The sequence below is a fragment of the Methylobacterium sp. BTF04 genome (assembly GCF_010692745.1).
GTDB lineage: Bacteria > Pseudomonadota > Alphaproteobacteria > Rhizobiales > Beijerinckiaceae > Methylobacterium.
This window is the reverse complement of the sequence record NZ_JAAHTB010000002.1, coordinates 224,790-242,952: the sequence shown is the minus strand read 5'-3', so window position 1 is coordinate 242,952 and position 18,163 is coordinate 224,790. Positions and strand designations below refer to the sequence as shown.

Sequence of the window (18,163 nt, the reverse complement as noted above, 5' to 3'; positions counted from 1 at the left end):
GAATGCTGACGATCCGGTCGTTCATCGCGTCAGCGACTTCGCGGGACGCGTTTGGCAGGTTGCGCAGTAGAACGTCGAGCGTCCCGATTGGACGATGCGCGTGACGGCGCCGGCACAGCCTTTCGCCCGGCAGGGCTCGCCGACCCGGTCGTAGACCCGGAACGCGTGTTGGAACGCGCCGGAGCTACCGTCCGTATGAGCGTAGTCGCGTAAGGTCGAGCCTCCGGCGGCGACGGCTTCTTCGAGGACTTGGCGGATCACCTTCGCCAGGATTCGGGCTTTCGGCGTCGGCCCGCCGTCCGCCTTCGCCAAGTGCCCCGCCGGCGTCTCCGGGTGGAGGCCGGCCCGGTGAAGGGCCTCGCAGACATAGATGTTGCCGAGCCCCGCGATCAGGCGCTGGTCGAGGAGTGCCGCCTTGAGCGGCGTGATCTTGTTCAAAAACAGTCGCGCGACGGCGTGCCCGTCCAGCGCCTCGCTCAGGGGCTCGATCCCCATGGCGGCGAAATGCCGGCAGGTCGCCAGCGATACCGTGGGCACGAGATCCATGAAGCCGAACCGACGCGCGTCGTTGTAGGTGACGGTGGCGCCGCTCGACATTGCCATCACCACATGGTCGTGCTTGGGCGTCCCGAGCGCCCCGTCGAGGTAGAAATCCCCCGGGGACAAATTGGTGCCATCCGGAAGGGACACGTCGAAACGTCCGCTCATACCGAGGTGCAGGATCAGGGTTTCGTTCGAATCGAGACCGGCGACGAGGTACTTAGCGCGGCGGCTGAGATCCGTGACTGTCCGCCCTTCTAGGCGCTCCACGAACCCCTCGGGAAAGGGAAACCGGAGGTTGGGACGCCGCAGCGTCACCCGCGAGAAACGGGCGCCCACCAGGGCCGGCGCGAGGCCACGGCGAACGGTCTCGACCTCGGGCAGTTCGGGCATGGGATTTCTGTGATGTGAGGCGTGTTGCAACAGGGTGTTGCGACACATGGCGATCTGCGCCGCGTTTCGCTATGACGCAGCGCTGAGAGGGTGGTCCATGAGTTCGGTCGACGGTTCCGCACACGAGTCCCTACGGGACGCGAGCACGCATTTCGGGTTCGAACAGGTCGCGCTCGGTGAGAAGCAGGGGCGCGTCGACGACGTGTTCCGCTCCGTGGCCAAGCGCTACGACCTGATGAACGACCTGATGTCGGGTGGTCTTCACCGGGCCTGGAAGTCGCATCTGATCGGGATGCTGCGGCCGCCGCAGAACCGCCCCTTCCGTCACCTCGATGTCGCCGGCGGCACCGGCGACATCGCCTTTCGCGCCCTTGAGGCCGGCGGCGCGGCCACCCACGTCACCGTGCTCGACATCAACGAGGCGATGCTGCGGGTCGGCGCCGAACGGGCGGGCGAGCGCTTCGCCGGGCGCATCGATTTCGTCACCGCCAATGCCGAATCGCTGCCGCTGCCCTCGGAATCCTTCGACGCCTACACCATCGCCTTCGGCATCCGGAACGTGCCGCGTATCGAGCACGCGCTCGCCGAAGCGCGCCGGGTTCTCAAGCCGGGGGGGCGCTTCCTCTGCCTCGAATTCTCGCGGGTCGATCTGCCGGTTCTCGACAAGATCTACGACGCCTATTCCTTCCATGTGATCCCGCTTCTCGGCTCCAAGGTGGCGGGTGATGCGGAATCCTACCGCTACTTGGTGGAATCGATCCGCAAGTTCCCCTCCCCCGGCCGGTTTGCCGGGATGATCGAGGCCGCGGGCTTTCGCCACGTCAGCCACCGGCCGCTGTCCGGCGGCATCGTCGCGATCCATTCCGGTTGGAAGGTCTCGTGAGGATTCGGACCGCCTGATGCTGGGCTCGATCGTTCATCTGCTTCGCGGCGCTCGCGTCGGCTTCGTGCTTGCCCGTGAGGGCGGCCTTTCCTTCGTCGATCCCTACGAACTGCCGACGCACCTGCGCTTTGCGCTCAAGCTCGGGCGGATGCTGGAGCGGCCGGGTCTCGGCTCCGGCGCCGGGCCGCTGCAGCGGGCGCTGACCCGGCTCGGGCCGTCCTACGTCAAGTTCGGTCAGTTCCTGGCAACCCGCCCCGACATCGTCGGCATGAGCGCGGCGCGCGACCTCGAGACCCTGCAGGACCGGGTTCCGCCCTTCCCGCAAGCTCAGGCGCTCCGCGTGGTCGAGGCGGCGTTCGGCAAGTCGGTGCAGACGCTGTTCGTCTCGTTCAGCGAGCCGATCGCAGCGGCCTCCATCGCCCAGGTCCACAAGGCGCATATCATCGACGCCGATGGCACCGAGCGGGTGCTCGCCGTCAAGATCATGCGGCCGGGCGTGCGCGAGCGCTTCCAGCGCGACCTTCAGGTCATGCGGTTCATGGCCCGCGTGGTCCACACGCTCTCGCCCAAGGCCGAGCGCCTGCGCCCACGCGAGGTGGTGGAAATTCTCGCCCGCTCGGTAATGATGGAGATGGATTTCCGGCTCGAAGCGGCGGCGATGTCCGAACTCGCCCAGAACACCAAGGACGATGCCGACTTCCGGGTGCCCAAGCCCGATTGGGAACTCACCGCCCGCGACGTGCTGTCGAGCGAGTGGATCGATGGCATTCGCCTCAACGACCGCGCGGCGATCGTGGCCGCCGGGCACGACCCGAAGGCGTTGGGGCTGGCCGTGATCCAGTCCTTCCTGCGCCACGCCATCCGCGACGGTTTCTTCCATGCCGACATGCATCCCGGAAACCTGTTCGTCGATCCCACCGGCACTCTGGTCGCGGTGGATTTCGGCATCATGGGCCGGCTCGGGCTGATGGAGCGCCGCTTCCTCGCCGAGATCCTGTTGGGCTTCATCCTGCGCGACTACCGCCGGGTGGCGCAGGTGCATTTCGAGGCCGGCTACGTGCCGGCCCACCATTCGGTGGACGATTTCGCGCAGGCGATCCGGGCGATCGGCGAGCCGATCCACCAGCGCAAGGCCGACGAGATCTCGATGGCCAAGGTGCTGACCTTGCTGTTCGACATCACAGCCCTGTTCGACATGCGCACGCGCACCGAGCTGGTGATGCTGCAGAAGACCATGGTGGTGGTGGAGGGCGTCGCCCGCTCCCTCGATCCGCAGCTCGACATGTGGACTGGCGCCGAGCCGGTGGTCCGGGGCTGGATCGCGCGCAACCTCGGCCCGATCGGGCGAATCGAGGGCGTGGGGCGGGCTGCCCTCACGATCACCGACGTGATCTCCGACATTCCGGATCTCGCCCAGCGTCTGCGCCGCATCCTGGTGCGCCTCGACGAATCGGGCACCGGCGATGCCAGTCGATTGGAAGGAAGCGCCCGATTCGAGCGCCGCCGCGCGATCTGGTCGACGGCGGCGTTGTGGGCGATCGCCGTCGGTGCGCTGGTGATGGCCTTCCGGTCGGCTTGAGAACGGTTTTCGTTTCAGGCCGGATCATCGCTGGGGAATCGGAGAGCGTAGCGTTCGGTGAAGGAGCCTGCAGAGGGGTCTTTCTTGAATTGCGCGGATCACGAGCGGAAGAACGTCGATGACAGACCTTCTCGAACAGGCCGTGGCAATCGCTCGCAGCCTTCCTGCGGACGTGCAGGACGACATTGCGCGTATGGTCTTGAGCTACACCGGCAATGCCCAGCCGGTAATCCAGTTGACCCCCGACGAGCAGGCCGACCTCGAAGCGTCCGAGGATGAAGTGGCACGTGGGGCGTTCGCTTCGGAGGCGCAGATGCGCGCCATCTGGGGCAAGCATGACCTGTGACGGTCCGCTATACGCTCACGGCTGCCCGCCAGATCGAAGCGGCTCTCGATTATCTCGCGGCGGAATCACCCCAGGCCGCGCGTGGATTGCAGCAGCGCATCCTCACCGTGATCGTCCTGTTGCAGGCCTATCCGCAGGCTGGCCGGGCAACCAGCAAGGTTGGCATCCGACGCATACCCCTCAACACCTATCCATATCTGGTGGATTATCGCGCAAACGCGCGCGAGATCATCGTGCTGCGGTTCCGCCACGCCGCCCGGCCGCCAGTCGCCTGATGTGACGTCGGGCGGGAAAGATAGTTGTCCTATCTGCCTCATGCATCGCCCACGCCTCGGGATTGACGCCTTAGACGCTTTCGGCTTTGTTGAATAATCCCTCATCCTAATCTCCCCCCGAGACGCCGTAGTGCATCGGAGGCCTCGAAGCAGGGCTCCAGGGGCACCACTTCAGGACCTGGCGGTGGGTGGGAATGCTCCGATCCGATCGAGCGGCGACAGGTTCACACGCGCGGCGCGCACTGGTTCACCCATGACCCTCCCCCTCCACAATCGACGTATCCTCCTCGTCATCGGCGGCGGTATCGCGGCCTACAAGGCGCTCGATCTGATCCGGCGATTGCGCGAGCGTGGCGCGCTGGTGCGCCCGCTGTTGACAAAGGGCGCGCAAGAATTCGTGACGCCCCTCGCCGCTGCGGCTCTGGCTGGCGAGCGCGCCCATACCGACCTGTTTGACCGGGCGGAAGAAGCCGATATCGGCCACATCAAGCTCGCCCGGGACGCCGACGCCATCGTGGTGGCGCCGGCTACCGCCAGCCTGATGGCGCGCATGGCCAGCGGCGAGGCATCGGATCTGGCGGCGACCGTCCTGCTCGCCACCACCCTTCCGATCCTGATCGCGCCGGCGATGAACGTGCGGATGTGGCAGCACCCGGCCACACGCCGCAACCTCGCGACGCTGCTCGGCGACGGGGTCCAGGTGGTCGGTCCCAATGACGGCGCCATGGCCGAGGCCGAGTTCGGCCCGGGCCGCCTCGCCGAGCCCACCGAAATCGCCGACGCCGTGGAGTCGATGCTGGCCGCGCGCCGACCGGCGAGCGGATTCGGTTTCCTGGCAGGCCGCACCGAGGCCGGTGCGCTGACGGGGCGGCGCGTCCTGGTGACGTCGGGGCCGACGCACGAGCCGATCGACCCGGTGCGCTACCTCGCCAACCGCTCGTCGGGCCGCCAGGGCCATGCCATCGCGGCGGCGGCGGCGGCGGCGGGGGCCGAGGTCACCCTCGTCTCCGGGCCGGTGGCGATCCCCGACCCTTCCGGCGTGCGCGTGGTCCGGGTCGAGACCGCCCGTGAGATGCTGGCCGCCGTCGAGGCGGCGTTGCCGGCCGATATCGCGGTCTTCACAGCGGCAGTGGGGGACTGGCGCCCGGCCGAGGCGAAGGGCGCCAAGATCAAGAAGGACGGCACTGAGCCGGCTCCCTTACGGTTGGTGGAGAATCCCGACATCCTCGCCACGATCGCGGCGCTCGACTCCGGGCGCCCTGCCCTCGTGGTCGGTTTTGCGGCCGAGACCGATGCGGTGCTGGAGAACGCCCGCCAGAAGATCGCTCGCAAGCGCTGCGATCTGCTGGTGGCCAACGATGTCTCGGCGGAGAGCGGCGTGATGGGCGGCACCGCCAATACCGTGCATCTCATCGGCCGTGACGGCACGGTGGAGACCTGGCCGACCCTCGACAAGGACGAGGTCGGCCGCCGCCTCGTGGAGCGCTTCGCAGCTCTACTGCCACGCTGACCGCCCGCACCACGATGATCGGCGCGTGGACCCATGCGGCCGGCGACGCGTTAAGGCTTGACTAACCTCTCCGCCGGCATCATTCCGGCACTGCTTCATGCCGATGCTTCGCGCCGGCCGTGCGGCTCCACAGGATCTGACGAATTCTATGCCCAGCGACAGTAGTCGATGGACCGCGCCACTTTCGGCCGTCCGCGTGCGCTCAGCCTGATCGTATGATCCGGCTCGCCCGCGATCGGCCGTAATGGCCGGTCGAACGAGGTGAGCCAAATGACCCTTTCGAATGTTCTGCCCCGTCGTGCGCCGCGCGGTCCGCGCCAGACCAGCGTCGCCCTCATCATGTTCGTGATGATGTCGCTGGTCTTCGGGCCGGTGATCGGCCTGCACCTGTTCGCGGCCTTCACGGCCGAGGCCCCGTCATCGGCCGTGGTTTCCCATTCCGGCACCCCGGCGTCGATCCCGCCGGGCTGATCCGCCAGTTCAGGCTGCGGTTGGCGGCGCCATGTACATCACCTCCCAGACATGGCCGTCGAGGTCCTGGAAGCTGCAACCATACATGAAGCCGTGGTCCATGATCGGCTGCCAGGGCTTGCCGCCGGAGGCAAGCGCCGTCGCGAGCATGCCATCGACCTGCTGGCGGGACTCCGCCGAGAGACAGGTGAGAACCTCGGTGGCCCTCGTCGCGTCACAGATCTCGCCGATGATGAAATCCTTGAAGCGGCGCTCGACGAGCAACATCACGAAGATGTTCTCCGCCACGATCATACAGGCGGCTTCGTCGTTGGAGAATTGCGGGTTGAAGGCAAAGCCCAGCGCCTGAAAGAAGCGCCGCGACTCGGGCAAGTCCTTCACCGGCAGGTTGACGAAGATCATCCGCATCAGTCGTTCTTTCGTTGGCGCGAGGTATGCGCCCACTGGTCTGTGGCGGCACTCCGCATGAGCCGGTGGGAGAACGAAAGTCTGCAGCGCCGGACGCGAATTCGGTCCGGCGCCCGAAGAGTTACGAGGGGTTCGCTTCGGCCACCGCAGCCATGGCGGCCTCATGCTCGGCGGCAATGGCGGCGTCCTCCGCCATCATCTTTCGCATTGCGGGCCGTGCCTGTGCGCGCGCGATGTAGGCCATGATCACCGGCTCTTCGGGCACGAGCTTGAAGCTCGTGGTCCAGGCCAGAGCCGTGCCCCACAGGACGTCGGCCGCCGAGAACCGCTCTCCGAGTAGATAAGGACCCTTGGACAGCGTTTCGACGAGGGTGGCCAGCACCGTATCGAAGTCGCCATAGGCCGACATCGCCTTCGGGCCCGGCTCGCGCTGCATCGCCCGGTCGATGACCGCCGGTTCGAAACTCGAGCCGTAATAGACCATCCAGCGCAGGTAGGGTCCGCGGAGCGGGTCGCTGATCGCCGGAGCGAGGCCTTTCTCGGGAAACAGGTCGGCGAGGTAGAGGTAGATCGCCGCCTGCTCGGTGACGAGCGCATCGCCGTGGGTCAGTGCCGGCACCTTCCCCAGCGGGTTCACCGCGAGAAAGGCCGGCGCGCGATTCTCGCCGGCCTTCATGTTGAGCACGTGGAGCTGGTGCGGCGCGCCGAGTTCCTCGAGGAGGATGCGTACGCCGGACGAGCGCGTGTTGGGCGAATGGTAGAACGTGATCTCGGAGTTCAAGGGGCAGCCCTTTCGCGAATCGAGCGGCGCAGGCTTTACGCCCGCGCCACTCGCGTCAACCGATGGATCGGATCACCACTGGTAACGCAAGCCCGTCGTGAGGCCGTGGGCGGTACCGGTCCGCGTGCCGATGGCGGCCTGGTAGTCCACCCGCCAGGCGAGGCGTTCGGTCAGGCTGCCCTGGAGGCCGGCACCGGCCGTTACGAAGTCGTTGCGCAGAAACGGAACCGCCACCGACGCCCCAGCCATCGCGTTCTCGACGCTGGCGAGACGCACGGCGGCCCTGCTGGCCTGAGGGCCGGTCGCGAGGTTGTAAGCGACGCGGATGGACGGGATTAGGTCGCCCCAGCCGTGAAAGGCCAATTCACCCCCGAAGCGTGCGGTGGTCTGCCGGACGTCGAGCCCCCGATAGGCGACGTTGTTGCCCGCCGCCCCGGTCTCGGTGAACCCGTTCACTTGACCCGACAGGTGGGTGATCCCGACGAACGGGGTCAGCCGGATGTTGGCGACGGTGAACGGAACGCCGAGCTCGCCGTCGAGTGCGACGGCGCTGCCGGAGGTCTTGGCCGCACCTGTGAGGCCGTAGGCGGCCGGGCGTCGGATATTGTCGAAGTTCACCACCGGCGCACCGCTGACGATGCCCTGGGCATAGAAGTTCGGGCTGTAATAGCCCGCATAGGCCGAAGCGGTGAACGCAGTTTGGTCCTGGCGGAAGCCGCCGCTGCGGTTGAGCGAACCGCCGCCGCCGCCGATGGCGACGCCGGCCCGCCACGGGCCAGTGAGCGGGAGATCAATGCCGGCGCTGCCCTGTGCCACCGTACGGTCGACCGCGAGACCGCCGTTGCGCGGCTGATCGGCGAAGACGAAGTCGCCGCCGATCCAAGCGCCGCCGCCCTGGCTCCAGGGCCCGGCAAGGCCGGTGCCGCGGCGCAGGGCCGAGAGGTGGTCCTGCACGCCACGGGTGGCCGAGGCCGCAAAGCCGAGAGTGCCGGCGCCGAGGCCCTGCAGCACCACCGGCGCGGTCTCCTTCATCACCGCCAGCGAGTAGGGATCGACATAGGTCGGCAGGGTCAGGCGGTAGGCGAGCAGGATGCTGTCGTTGTTGATTCCGGCATCGTAGGGCTGGCCGTTGATCAGGCCCTGGCGGGTCAGGAAGTCGTTGTCGTTGCCCACCAGGAGGAAATAGTCGTTGGGCGCCCTCTCGCTCAGCACCGGCACGAGGGCCATGGCCTCGAACTTTTCCGACAGGGTGGTCTGCGTCGCTGGGTTGGTATTCAGGTTCATGCCGAAACGGCCGAGCTGGACCGGGTTGAGCAGGTTGACGATCTCGGTCGTCTGCACCGGTACGATGCCGGCGCGCAGGGTGCCGCCGGGCGCAATCGGTGTGGTGCCGTCGAAGGAGGTGCCGGCGATGTTGGTGGCCTGGGCTGTGTCGACGAGGAAGACGCTCTTGTAGACGATGGGCGTCGTGGTGCCGGTGCCGAGACCGTTGGAATCGCGGGCGAGTACCAGGAACTGTGTGTCGTTGAGGGCGAGCATTTCGCTTTGCGCCGCGGTGCGGTTGGGCGCGCCGCCATTTCCGTTCTGCTGGTAGGTCGGCAGTTGCAGCACGAATTCCCGCGTCGGTGCGCTCGGCGTCGGGTTGGTGGAGACGTCGTAGTAGAGGATGCGTGTGTTGTTACGCTGCTGCTGGTTGGCGCCCGAATCCTGGACCGTGGCGCTCTGCAGGATCGCCACGAGACCGCGCCCGTCCGGAGTCAGGGCCACGGATTCCAGGCCTTGGTTGTTGCGTCGGCCCGAATCGGTGGGTGGGTTGATCGAGTTGAAGTTGAGTTGGCCGTTCGTGACTGGCTGGAGTGCCTGGGGAATGCCGAGTACGCCCTGCAACTGTCCGGTCCGGCTGAAGTAATAGACGTTCGGGCCGTACTCGTCGCTGATGTAGAACGAACCGTCGAGCTTGCGCACGAGGCCCTCGGCGTCGAGGCTGATACGCCCGGCGCTGGCACCCGTGGCCGCCGACGGGAGCGTCGCGCCGAGCTGCGACGTGGTACCGGCGCCCGGATCGAAGCCGCTGAAGCGCTGTCCGCGCGCGTCGGTGAGCAGGATGCCGCCGGCCTGCGTCAGTGTGATCTGACTTTGCGAAGCCGTGGATTGCGGCAGGGCCGCGCCCGGGTTTGGCGTGAGGCTCAAGGTGAAGCGGTTCAGGCGCCCGGCATAATCCGTGAAGATGCCGCCATCGGGATTGTTATAGCCGCGATCCGGCAGCGTGTAGAGCGTGCCCGAATAGGCGTCTCCACTGCGACGCCAGGTGCTCAGGTCGATGGCGAGCGACGAGAACGAGCCGAGCGTATCGCCGAGGAAGTCGCGAGCGCTCGCCGAGACGCGGCCGGCGCCCTGGAGCCCCTGATTGACATTGATGGCGCCGTTGAACGGCACAAACAAAGCCGTATCGGCAAAGGCGAGATTCGGCGTGCGAATCTCTTGAGCTTGCGCGCCTCCCGAGAGCGTGACGCATACGGTTAGAGCCCCGGCGGCGAGTGCCGCCCGGCTATGGTCGTAAATCAAGGTCCGCCCCCACTGTTAAGCTTAGTCGGACCTGTGACGCGCCAACATCACAAGAGTGTGTCAGATGGAGCGTCGACTATACAAAGTCTCATCGGTTATCAATATTGTAGATACGGCGGCCGTCCGTCCCCTCGTAGCCGCGGGAGTCAAATCTCGATGGCTGGTCGTCGTTGAGACTGGAGATTAGACGGCGGTGGCGTTCGTCCGGCGCTTCGCGACCGCCTCCGCCAGGAGGCATAGGATTTCGAAGGCCAGGGTGGCGCCCGCCAACGCGGTGATGCCCGACGGGTCGAGGGGTGGGGCCACTTCCACCACGTCGGCTCCGACGAGGTCGAGTCCGGCCATGGCGCGGACCAGATAGAGCGCCTCGCGGCTCGTGAATCCGCCTATCTCAGGCGTTCCGGTGCCCGGCGCATAGGCGGGATCGAGCGCGTCGATGTCGAAGCTCAGATAGGCCGGGCCGTCGCCGATTCGGGTGCGGGCCTCCGCCGCCACTTCAGGCAAGCCGCGCCCGATCGCTTCTTCCATGCCGATGATGCGCACGCCTTGCGCACGCGCCCAGTCCAACTCGTCGGCGGAATCCTGGCTGCCCCGCAGGCCGATCTGCACCATCCGGGTGGGATCGAGCACCCCGTCCTCGATCGCGCGGCGGAACGGCGTGCCGTGGGTGAGGCGGGTGCCGTCGTATTGTCCGTCATCCGTGTCGCTGTGCGCATCGATGTGGACGAGACCGAGAGGCCTGTGGTGTCCGAGCGCCCGCAACACCGGATAGGTCACGAAATGGTCGCCGCCCACCGCGAGCGGGACGATGCCGGCCGCCGCCAGCGGGGCAAAGAACGCTTCGATCCGCGCGCAGGTCGCCGCCACGTCGATGGGGTTGACCGGCACGTCGCCGAGATCGGCACAGGCCGCGAGGTCGTAGGGCTCGATGCCCGTCACAGGGTTGATCGCCCGCGTGCCGGTGGAGGCGTCGCGCACGCCGCGCGGGCCGAGCCGCGCGCCCGGCCGGTTGGTGGTCGCCCCGTCGAAAGGGATGCCGATCAGGCCGATGTCGATCCGGCCCGCCGCTTCGGCGGGATCGACGATGGGGAGCCGCATGAAGCTCGCGACTCCGGAGAAGCGCGGCGAGACCATGCAGGACAGGGGCCGGTGGCGGGCAATCCGGTCAGCATCCGATTCGCTCGGCATCGGATGTCTCCTTGCGCTCTGATCGGTTGTCGCCACGGCGGCACACCGATCTAGCAGATCACGCGCGGGAGCGCCGTCGATGACGGCGAGACGACACTCGCGTTGACGGAACCGCAACGCGTGTCTATAGAGCGCACATCGCCGACGGACGCGGTTACCGCTCTCCGTCGGCTTCGCCGTTGCCCGAACAACCTGCACGCGATCATCCGACACGTTAAGCCCGCGGGCTCGTCGAGATCGCCTCAAACGTGACGAGGATGCCCCATGGCCAACACCGTGTCGGCCAAGAAAATGACCCGCAAGATCGTGAAGCGGACCGCTGTGAACCGCTCGCGCCGCAGCCGCATGCGCACTTTCGTCCGCAAGGTCGAAGAAGCCATTGCCGGCGGCGATCAGACCACGGCGCTGACCGCTCTGCGGGAAGCCCAGCCCGAGATCATGCGGGCTGCTCAGCACGGCATCGTGCACAAGAACAACGCTTCCCGGAAGATTTCGCGCCTCGCGGCGCGGGTCAAGGCGCTCGCCGCCTAAGCCGATCCGACCCAGGAACGATGCGAAAGAAGCCCGGCAGCGATGCCGGGCTTCTTTCGTTTGCGTGTCTGCCGCATGGCGCCGAGCCGGTCCGTGACGATCCGCATCTAACTGCACCCTCCCCGCCTGCGCCGAGCGATGCCTCACCTGCAGTCCGTATCCACTATTACGCGGCCGGCGCTCGGCGGATTGGTGACTAAGCGTTAACGACGATGAGAATCTGTCTTGTTGCGGAGTCCCGGACCCGAGTGTAGCTTAACGATGTCTGGAGATTACCGGACAAATCCGAGCTTTCTGCGAGTCACGCCCGAATCGTTCACAAGATGGAACGTCGGCTCGACTCGGTCGCCAAAACCCGTGGTCCACCGGGAGCTTATTTTGCCGTCCCCGTAAGTCCCGTTGTTAGGAGAACCGTAGCTTATTGTTGATAGGCTTGTTTCATCGGCAAAGGCCTTCCGTGGAGGGGTTGACTCCACAGCGGCGATCTGGGTCTCGCGAATGCTTTGCGAGGCGCGACTTTAGTCAAGTGTGCGTACGTTCCGGTGGCGGCTGGCCGTCGTCGGCGCGAGGAGAGCGATGATGCATGTCGACGGTAGCGTGTCCGGCAATGCCGAGACGGGCATGAGCGGCGTGAGCGGTCCCGATACGGTGGCCGCCTGGGCTCGGGTGAAACGCCGCCTCCGGGCGGAACTCGGCGAGGACGTGTTCGCGAGCTGGTTCGCGCGTCTGGAGCTTCTGGATGTATCGGGCAGCACCGCCCGCCTCACGGTCCCGACTCGGTTCCTCAAGAGCTGGATCGAATCCCATTATCTCGACCGGGTGCTGACGACCTTCCGTAGTGAGGTCGAGGACGTAGCGCGGATCGACGTGTCGGTGCGCGGCCCTGCCGCCGCGCGGCCAGCGGTGCCGAGTGCTCCGAAGCCCAACATGCCGGCGAGTCCCCTCGCCCGCCTGCAGGCTGCCGGCAGCGCGATGCCGTCTCATGGCGACGCCGCCCGTGCGTCGGAGTCCGAGACCAACGCATCCACCCGCGGCGATAGCGGTTCGGGCGATCTCAACGGCGCTCCCCTCGACAACCGCCTCACCTTCGCGAGCTTCGTAGTCGGCCGCTCCAATGCGCTGGCTCATGCGGCGGCCGAACGCGTCGCCCGTCACGACGGCCAGGGTGCGCTCTACAACCCGCTTTATTTCCATGCCGGCGTCGGCCTGGGTAAGACCCACCTGCTGCATGGCATCGGCCACGCCGCCCGCGAATCCGGCCGCCGGGTGATCTACCTCACCGCCGACCGGTTCATGTACGGCTTCGTCAACGCGCTGAAGACCCAGAACGCGCTGGCGTTCAAGGAGCGTCTGCGCGCCATCGATTTGCTCATCCTCGACGACGTGCAGTTCATCCAGGGCAAGTCGATCCAGGCCGAATTCGGTCACACCCTGAATGCGCTGATCGATGCCGGCCGTCAGGTCGTCGTCGCCTCGGACCGGCCGCCCACCGAACTGGAGGCCCTGGAGGAGCGGGTACGCTCGCGCCTCGCCGGTGGCCTGGTGGTCGAGATCGGCACCCTCGACGAGCAGCTCCGCACCTCGATCCTGGCGGCGCGACTTGCGGCGGTTCAGGTCTCGCACCCGAACTTCGAGGTTTCGCCGACGGTGGCGACCTATGTCGCCCGCGCCATCACAGCCAACGGCCGCGATCTCGAAGGCGCCGTGAACCGGCTCCTGGCGCATGCCACCCTCACCGGCACCGCCGTGACGATGGAGACCGCCGAGACCGCCATCCGCGATCTGGTGAAGAACCGCGAGCCCAAGCGCATCAAGATCGAGGACATCCAGAAGCTGGTGGCCTCGCGCTACAACGTCTCGCGGTCCGACATCCTCTCCGAACGGCGCACCGCCGCCGTGGTCAAGCCGCGTCAGATCGCCATGTACCTCTCGAAGGTGCTGACGCTGCGCTCGCTGCCCGAGATCGGTCGCCGGTTCGGAGGTAGAGATCACACGACGGTGCTTCACGCGGTGCGCAAGATCGACAAACTGATCGGCGAGGACAATGTCCTCAACGACGAGGTCGAACTCCTGAAGCGCATGCTGCAGGATTGATGCACCCTGGCGGCGGGAGCCATCCGGTCCCGCTGCCCTTTCGGGACAGGCCGTTTCGGTGAACGGCTTGCGCTCATGGAACGACCCTGTGACCGCTCGGGAACGGCGAGCCGATTCCATCCCCACGGGATCGGCGCCAGCGTACCTCTCGCACTTGCGTTCCCGGATCGGCTTCGCCAAGCTCGTCGGCCACGGTGCCCGGCCGCGCGGAAGCCATGGCGCGACGCCGCGCCGGCTTCGGCGACGTCCTCCTTAAGACCACGAGTTTTGTCGATGAGAGTCACTGTCGAGCGCGCGGCCCTCCTTCGGTCGCTCGGCCACGTGCACCGCGTGGTGGAGCGCCGCAACACCATCCCGATCCTGTCGAACGTGCTCCTGCGCGGCAGCCCGGCGGGCCTCGAACTGCGCGCCACCGACCTCGATATCGAGGTGACGGAAACCATTCCCGCCGACGTGGCGGATGCCGGCGCCACCACCGTGCCCGCACACGTGATCTACGACATCGTCCGCAAGCTGCCGGATGGCGCCCAGGTCTCCCTCGAGACCAACGGCGAGACCGGGCAGATGACGATCCGCTCCGGCCGCTCGCGCTTCTCGCTCGGCGCCCTGCCCGAGGGCGATTTCCCGGATCTCGCCGCGGGCGAGCTGCCGAGCCGCTTTTCGATTGCGGCCTCCGACCTCAAGCGCCTCATCGAGAAGACCCAGTTCGCGATCTCCACCGAGGAGACGCGCTACTATCTCAACGGCATCTACCTGCACACGATCGAGTCCGAGGGTTCGCTCAAGATGCGCGCCGTCGCCACCGACGGCCATCGTCTCGCCCGCGTGGAGATCGAGGCGCCGGAGGGCAGCCGCGATATGCCGGGCATCATCGTGCCGCGCAAAGCAGTGGCCGAGATCATCAAGCTGGTGGAGGATGGCGGCGAGAGCGTCGAGATCGACCTGTCGCCCGCCAAGATCCGCTTCAAGTTCGCCAGCGGCGTCGTCCTGATCTCGAAGCTGATCGACGGGACCTTCCCCGACTATCAGCGCGTGATCCCGTCCGGGAACGACAAGTTCCTCACCGTGCAGCGCGACGAGTTCGCCCGCGCCGTCGACCGTGTATCGACCATCTCGTCGGAGCGCGGGCGCGCGGTGAAACTCGCCGTGCAGGAGGGCCGCCTCGCCCTCTCGGTGAACAACCCGGATTCGGGCAGCGCCACAGAGGAACTCGACGTCGATTACGATGCGGCCGCCCTCGATATCGGGTTCAACGCCCGCTACCTCCTCGACATCACCAGCCAGCTCGAGGGCGACACCGCCCTGTTCAAGCTCGCCGATCCGGGCTCGCCGACGCTGATCCAGGACCGTGAGGGCGCGCCCGCGCTCTACGTGCTCATGCCGATGCGGGTGTGATCGCGGCCGAGACGCCGCTACCGTCGAGACGTGCTGCCCACGATCCGCTATCAGCCGGCGGGATGCGCCTCACCCGCCTGATCTGCCGCGATTTCCGCAACCATGCCGACCTCGACCTCGGGGTGGATCGGCGCTTTGTTGCGCTGATCGGCGAGAACGGCGCCGGCAAGACCAATCTGCTGGAGGCGATTTCGCTGTTCTCGCCGGGGCGAGGCCTGCGGCGGGCCGATCTCGGCAGTATGGCCCGCACCGGCGGCCCCGGCGGGTTCGCCGTCTCGATGACGCTGTCCGCCGGAGAGGATGAGCACCGGATCGGGACCGGTTACGAGCCGCCGGGCTTCGATGGCCGCGCTGCCCGCCTGTGCCGGATCGATGGCGCCACCGCGCCCTCCCCGGTCGCCTTCTCGGAATTTTTGCGCGTGGTCTGGCTGACCCCCGATCTCGATGCGCTGTTCCGCGGCCCGGCCGGCGATCGCCGCCGCTTCCTCGACCGGCTGGTCCTGGCCGTCGACGCGACGCACGGCGCGCGGGTCAACGCGATGGAGCGCTCCCTGCGGTCGCGCAATCGCCTGTTGGAAGAGCGGCCCAACGACGGGCAATGGCTCGACGCCATCGAGCGCGAGGTCGCCGAACTCGGCGTCGCCGTGGCACTCGCCCGCCGCGAGACCGCGGAGCGCCTCGACCGCCTGATCGCGGAGGGCCGCGACGATTCCCAGCCATTTCCCTGGGCCGGTTTGCGCCTCGAAGGCGACCTCGACGATCTCGTCGCGGTCTGGCCGGCCATTGAGGCGGAGGACCGCTTCCGCATGGCCCTGCGCCAGGGTCGCGCCCGCGATCGGGCGGCGGGCCGTACCCTGAGCGGCCCGCAGACCAGCGACCTCGTCGTCCGCCACGGTCCCAAAGATGTGCCGGCCGCCACCGCCTCCACCGGCGAGCAGAAGGCACTACTGATCGGCCTCGTGCTCGCCCATGCCCGCCTCGTACATGCGATGTGCGGCATCGCGCCGGTCATCCTGCTCGACGAGGTCGCGGCTCATCTCGATCCGCGCCGCCGGACCGGCCTGTTCGAGGCGCTGGAGGCGTTGCAGGGGCAGGTCTGGATGACGGGGGCAGACCCGGCTCTGTTCGCGGAGCTCGAAGGCCGCGCGGACGTGGTGACGGTGGCGGATGGGCGGATCGCATCGACCTGAAGGTCCCACCCTGGTCGCCGCAGTCAAAGCGATATGCTCGAGGCGCGCGCCTGAAATATCTTCCTGACGCTCGCCATTGGCTTGGTCGCCTCCAATATCTTCATCCTCGTCCACGGAGCGATCCTGCCGGATCTCGGTTGACTTCCCTCCGTGTGGCGGTTCGTCATCAATTCGCCGGTCGCACACCTGGTGATGCGGAAGTACGGCGCCGTCGATGCGAGCTTTCGCGAGTCTCTTCTGGCTTTCATGATTCTCGGCGCCACCATTGGCCCGCTCGGATTCATGTCTATGTCCGAGTGCGTTCTCGCGCCCCACAAAATTACGATGATTATCCTATAGAATATATTTCGTAATATCGCCATTCACCTGCTTTTTCACTGTGCCGTGTTGTTTACGGTCATGATATTGCTTTTTTTCGGCGCTCTCTTATTTCTGAATTTTGGCGCATAACTAAAACTAGTGATTCATCTGTTCCTCTCTATGCTGGTTTGTGCCTGCTTCAGCCTTCGTTCCAACCATCAATTCGAATTGGCCGAGCGCCAAGGCTTTCTGCTGAAATTACGCGAAACATTGCGAGCGGATCGATTGCGGATCGAGGGTACAAGTCTGCTCGAATTGTCCAACAGCGATCCATCGACGCTATTGTCGAATCGCCGGGCATTCGACGCCAAGCTCGCCGAGCTGTGGTGCCAGACCCAAAATCACGGGCAGCCGTTTTCGCTGCTCATGATCGACGTCGATTTTTTCAAGAAATTCAACGATCAAGACGGCTATCTGTCCGGCGACACATGCCTCAAGCAAGTCGCGGGCGCCTTGCGGTCCAATGTAATCCGTGAAGAAGACGTGGTCGTGCGTTACCGAGGCGAAGAGGTCTCGGTGTTGCTGGCCGTCTGTAAGGCCCGCGCCGCCGCTCAAATCGCCGAGCGTCTTCGTGGGCCGGGTTCATAGGACCGCGATTGTCCATGGGAACCGCGGCGACGGCGATGAAGCCGTCAGCATCGGCATCGCGTCGAGCGAAGTCGATTATTCCGACTGCCCGGAGGGTTGCGTCTCGATCGCCGATCGGACCCTTTACAATGCCAAGCGCGCGGGGCGGAACATTATCTCGCTGAGAGTACAAAGTACTCTATAAAGACGCTATTATGGATCATAATTCTACTTAAAATTCATAAAATAGAACAATGCCCTACTCCTGTCGCGGAAAGGATCAAAAATTTTCTCTCAAGTCAGCCAGCGTGTGCTATGGGCGTGACCGGCCCGATCCGGTCTGTCCAACCGCATGTTTTTCGCGATGCTCCTATCCAACCTCATCTTGTTCGCAGCGGTTTATGCCGTCGCAGTCGCGACCCCCGGACCGGGCGTCGCGGCGATTGTCGGGCGGGTTCTGGCCAGTGGCACGCAGGGCGTCGGGTGGGTTATCGCCGGTTTCGTCCTCGCCGACTTGATCTGGTTTTGCGTGACCGCGGCTGGGTTCGCGTTTGTCGCCCAGTCTTTCGCCCCGTTCTTCCTCGTCGTGAAGTACGGCGGTGCTCTCTACCTTGCCTACTTGGCATGGAAGGCCTGGACGACGCCGGTCGGGACCTACGAAGACGCCGCGAAAGCCGGCGGCAATGGGCTTCACCAGCTCGTTTGGGGCACGGTCGTTTCGTTGGGCAATCCAAAAGTGATCATGTTCTTCCTGGCGATCCTCCCGACGGCGGTCGCGCTCGATGACCTGACGCTCGTCGGCGTCGCCGAACTCTGTGCCATCATCACCGTCGTGCAAGGGGCCATCCTGGTGATCTATGTCGCCGCCACATCGCGCGCGCGGCGGTTCGTCACGTCGGCCCGAGCCCAGCGGCTCGTCCATCGCAGCGCCGGTGCGATGATGGCCGGTGCGGCTTTCGCGATTGCTGCCCGGTGATTGCCCTTCGGTGATTGCGGAGCGGACGTCATCCTGCATCGGGCGAAGCCGCGCAGTTGCGGTGATCGCTTCAACGCCATAGAGAGCGCATCGGTCTTGCCGGGCCTTCGC

Annotated in this window: 17 protein-coding genes; 12 read left to right on the top strand and 5 right to left on the bottom strand. The window is 66.1% G+C overall.

Annotated elements, in window-relative coordinates; translation table 11 throughout:
• Nucleotides 1-21: 21 nt before the first annotated feature.
• The gene (mutM, locus tag G3T14_RS02605; protein WP_163639708.1) at nucleotides 22-933 is read right to left on the bottom strand and encodes a bifunctional DNA-formamidopyrimidine glycosylase/DNA-(apurinic or apyrimidinic site) lyase; all 912 of its coding nucleotides are present in this window, start codon (nucleotides 931-933) and stop codon (nucleotides 22-24) included.
• Between the two features lie 97 nt (nucleotides 934-1,030).
• Here mutM and ubiE point away from each other — a divergent pair, with 97 nt between their 5' ends.
• The 6 genes from ubiE to G3T14_RS02575 all read left to right on the top strand — a co-directional run bounded on the left by ubiE (nucleotide 1,031) and on the right by G3T14_RS02575 (nucleotide 5,997).
• A complete protein-coding gene (ubiE, locus tag G3T14_RS02600; protein ID WP_163639706.1) occupies nucleotides 1,031-1,816 on the top strand; it encodes a bifunctional demethylmenaquinone methyltransferase/2-methoxy-6-polyprenyl-1,4-benzoquinol methylase UbiE in 786 nt (261 codons plus the stop codon).
• 16 nt (nucleotides 1,817-1,832) lie between these two features.
• The gene (ubiB, locus tag G3T14_RS02595; RefSeq protein WP_163639704.1) at nucleotides 1,833-3,395 is read left to right on the top strand and encodes a 2-polyprenylphenol 6-hydroxylase; all 1,563 of its coding nucleotides are present in this window, start codon (nucleotides 1,833-1,835) and stop codon (nucleotides 3,393-3,395) included.
• A 118-nt stretch (nucleotides 3,396-3,513) separates the two neighbouring features.
• Nucleotides 3,514-3,741 carry a hypothetical protein gene (locus G3T14_RS02590; RefSeq protein ID WP_163639702.1) on the top strand — a complete coding sequence of 76 codons (228 nt, stop codon included), beginning with the start codon at nucleotides 3,514-3,516 and terminating at the stop codon, nucleotides 3,739-3,741.
• Nucleotides 3,738-4,016, top strand: coding sequence for a type II toxin-antitoxin system RelE/ParE family toxin (locus G3T14_RS02585; RefSeq protein WP_163639700.1), 279 nt, complete (start codon nucleotides 3,738-3,740; stop codon nucleotides 4,014-4,016). Before G3T14_RS02590 ends, G3T14_RS02585 begins: the two co-directional genes overlap by 4 nt.
• A 253-nt stretch (nucleotides 4,017-4,269) precedes the next feature.
• The gene (gene coaBC / locus G3T14_RS02580) at nucleotides 4,270-5,526 is read left to right on the top strand and encodes a bifunctional phosphopantothenoylcysteine decarboxylase/phosphopantothenate--cysteine ligase CoaBC (protein ID WP_163639698.1); all 1,257 of its coding nucleotides are present in this window, start codon (nucleotides 4,270-4,272) and stop codon (nucleotides 5,524-5,526) included.
• Between the two features lie 270 nt (nucleotides 5,527-5,796).
• On the top strand, nucleotides 5,797-5,997 hold the full coding sequence (locus G3T14_RS02575) for a hypothetical protein (RefSeq protein ID WP_163639697.1): 201 nt from the start codon (nucleotides 5,797-5,799) through the stop codon (nucleotides 5,995-5,997).
• A 9-nt stretch (nucleotides 5,998-6,006) separates the two neighbouring features.
• On the opposite strand, the gene G3T14_RS02570 is transcribed toward G3T14_RS02575, so the two are convergent.
• The 4 genes from G3T14_RS02570 to speB all read right to left on the bottom strand — a co-directional run bounded on the left by G3T14_RS02570 (nucleotide 6,007) and on the right by speB (nucleotide 10,939).
• Nucleotides 6,007-6,405, bottom strand: a complete 399-nt coding sequence (locus tag G3T14_RS02570; RefSeq protein WP_163639695.1) for a VOC family protein — start codon at nucleotides 6,403-6,405, stop codon at nucleotides 6,007-6,009.
• A gap of 121 nt (nucleotides 6,406-6,526) precedes the next feature.
• Nucleotides 6,527-7,186 (bottom strand): glutathione S-transferase family protein, encoded by a 660-nt coding sequence (locus tag G3T14_RS02565; RefSeq protein WP_163639693.1) that lies wholly within the window; start codon nucleotides 7,184-7,186, stop codon nucleotides 6,527-6,529.
• Nucleotides 7,187-7,258: 72 nt separating this feature from the next.
• On the bottom strand, nucleotides 7,259-9,751 hold the full coding sequence (locus G3T14_RS02560; protein ID WP_163639691.1) for an esterase-like activity of phytase family protein: 2,493 nt from the start codon (nucleotides 9,749-9,751) through the stop codon (nucleotides 7,259-7,261).
• A gap of 183 nt (nucleotides 9,752-9,934) precedes the next feature.
• Complete coding sequence (gene speB / locus G3T14_RS02555; RefSeq protein WP_163639689.1) at nucleotides 9,935-10,939, bottom strand: agmatinase; 1,005 nt, start codon at nucleotides 10,937-10,939, stop codon at nucleotides 9,935-9,937.
• A 264-nt stretch (nucleotides 10,940-11,203) separates the two neighbouring features.
• On the opposite strand from speB, the gene rpsT reads away from it, so the two are divergent.
• From rpsT to G3T14_RS02525, 6 genes are all read left to right on the top strand, one after another.
• Entirely contained in the window at nucleotides 11,204-11,470 is a 267-nt protein-coding gene (gene rpsT / locus G3T14_RS02550) for a 30S ribosomal protein S20 (RefSeq protein WP_163639687.1), read from the top strand.
• A gap of 579 nt (nucleotides 11,471-12,049) precedes the next feature.
• Complete coding sequence (dnaA, locus tag G3T14_RS02545) at nucleotides 12,050-13,564, top strand: chromosomal replication initiator protein DnaA (RefSeq protein WP_163639766.1); 1,515 nt, start codon at nucleotides 12,050-12,052, stop codon at nucleotides 13,562-13,564.
• 273 nt (nucleotides 13,565-13,837) lie between these two features.
• Nucleotides 13,838-14,959: a DNA polymerase III subunit beta gene (gene dnaN / locus G3T14_RS02540; protein WP_163639686.1), complete on the top strand. Its 1,122-nt coding sequence runs from the start codon at nucleotides 13,838-13,840 to the stop codon at nucleotides 14,957-14,959.
• Between the two features lie 62 nt (nucleotides 14,960-15,021).
• Entirely contained in the window at nucleotides 15,022-16,149 is a 1,128-nt protein-coding gene (gene recF, locus G3T14_RS02535) for a DNA replication/repair protein RecF (protein ID WP_163639684.1), read from the top strand.
• A 459-nt stretch (nucleotides 16,150-16,608) separates the two neighbouring features.
• On the top strand, nucleotides 16,609-17,097 hold the full coding sequence (locus tag G3T14_RS02530; protein ID WP_163639682.1) for a diguanylate cyclase: 489 nt from the start codon (nucleotides 16,609-16,611) through the stop codon (nucleotides 17,095-17,097).
• Nucleotides 17,098-17,428: 331 nt separating this feature from the next.
• Complete coding sequence (locus G3T14_RS02525) at nucleotides 17,429-18,052, top strand: LysE family translocator (RefSeq protein WP_246732864.1); 624 nt, start codon at nucleotides 17,429-17,431, stop codon at nucleotides 18,050-18,052.
• Nucleotides 18,053-18,163: the final 111 nt, after the last annotated feature.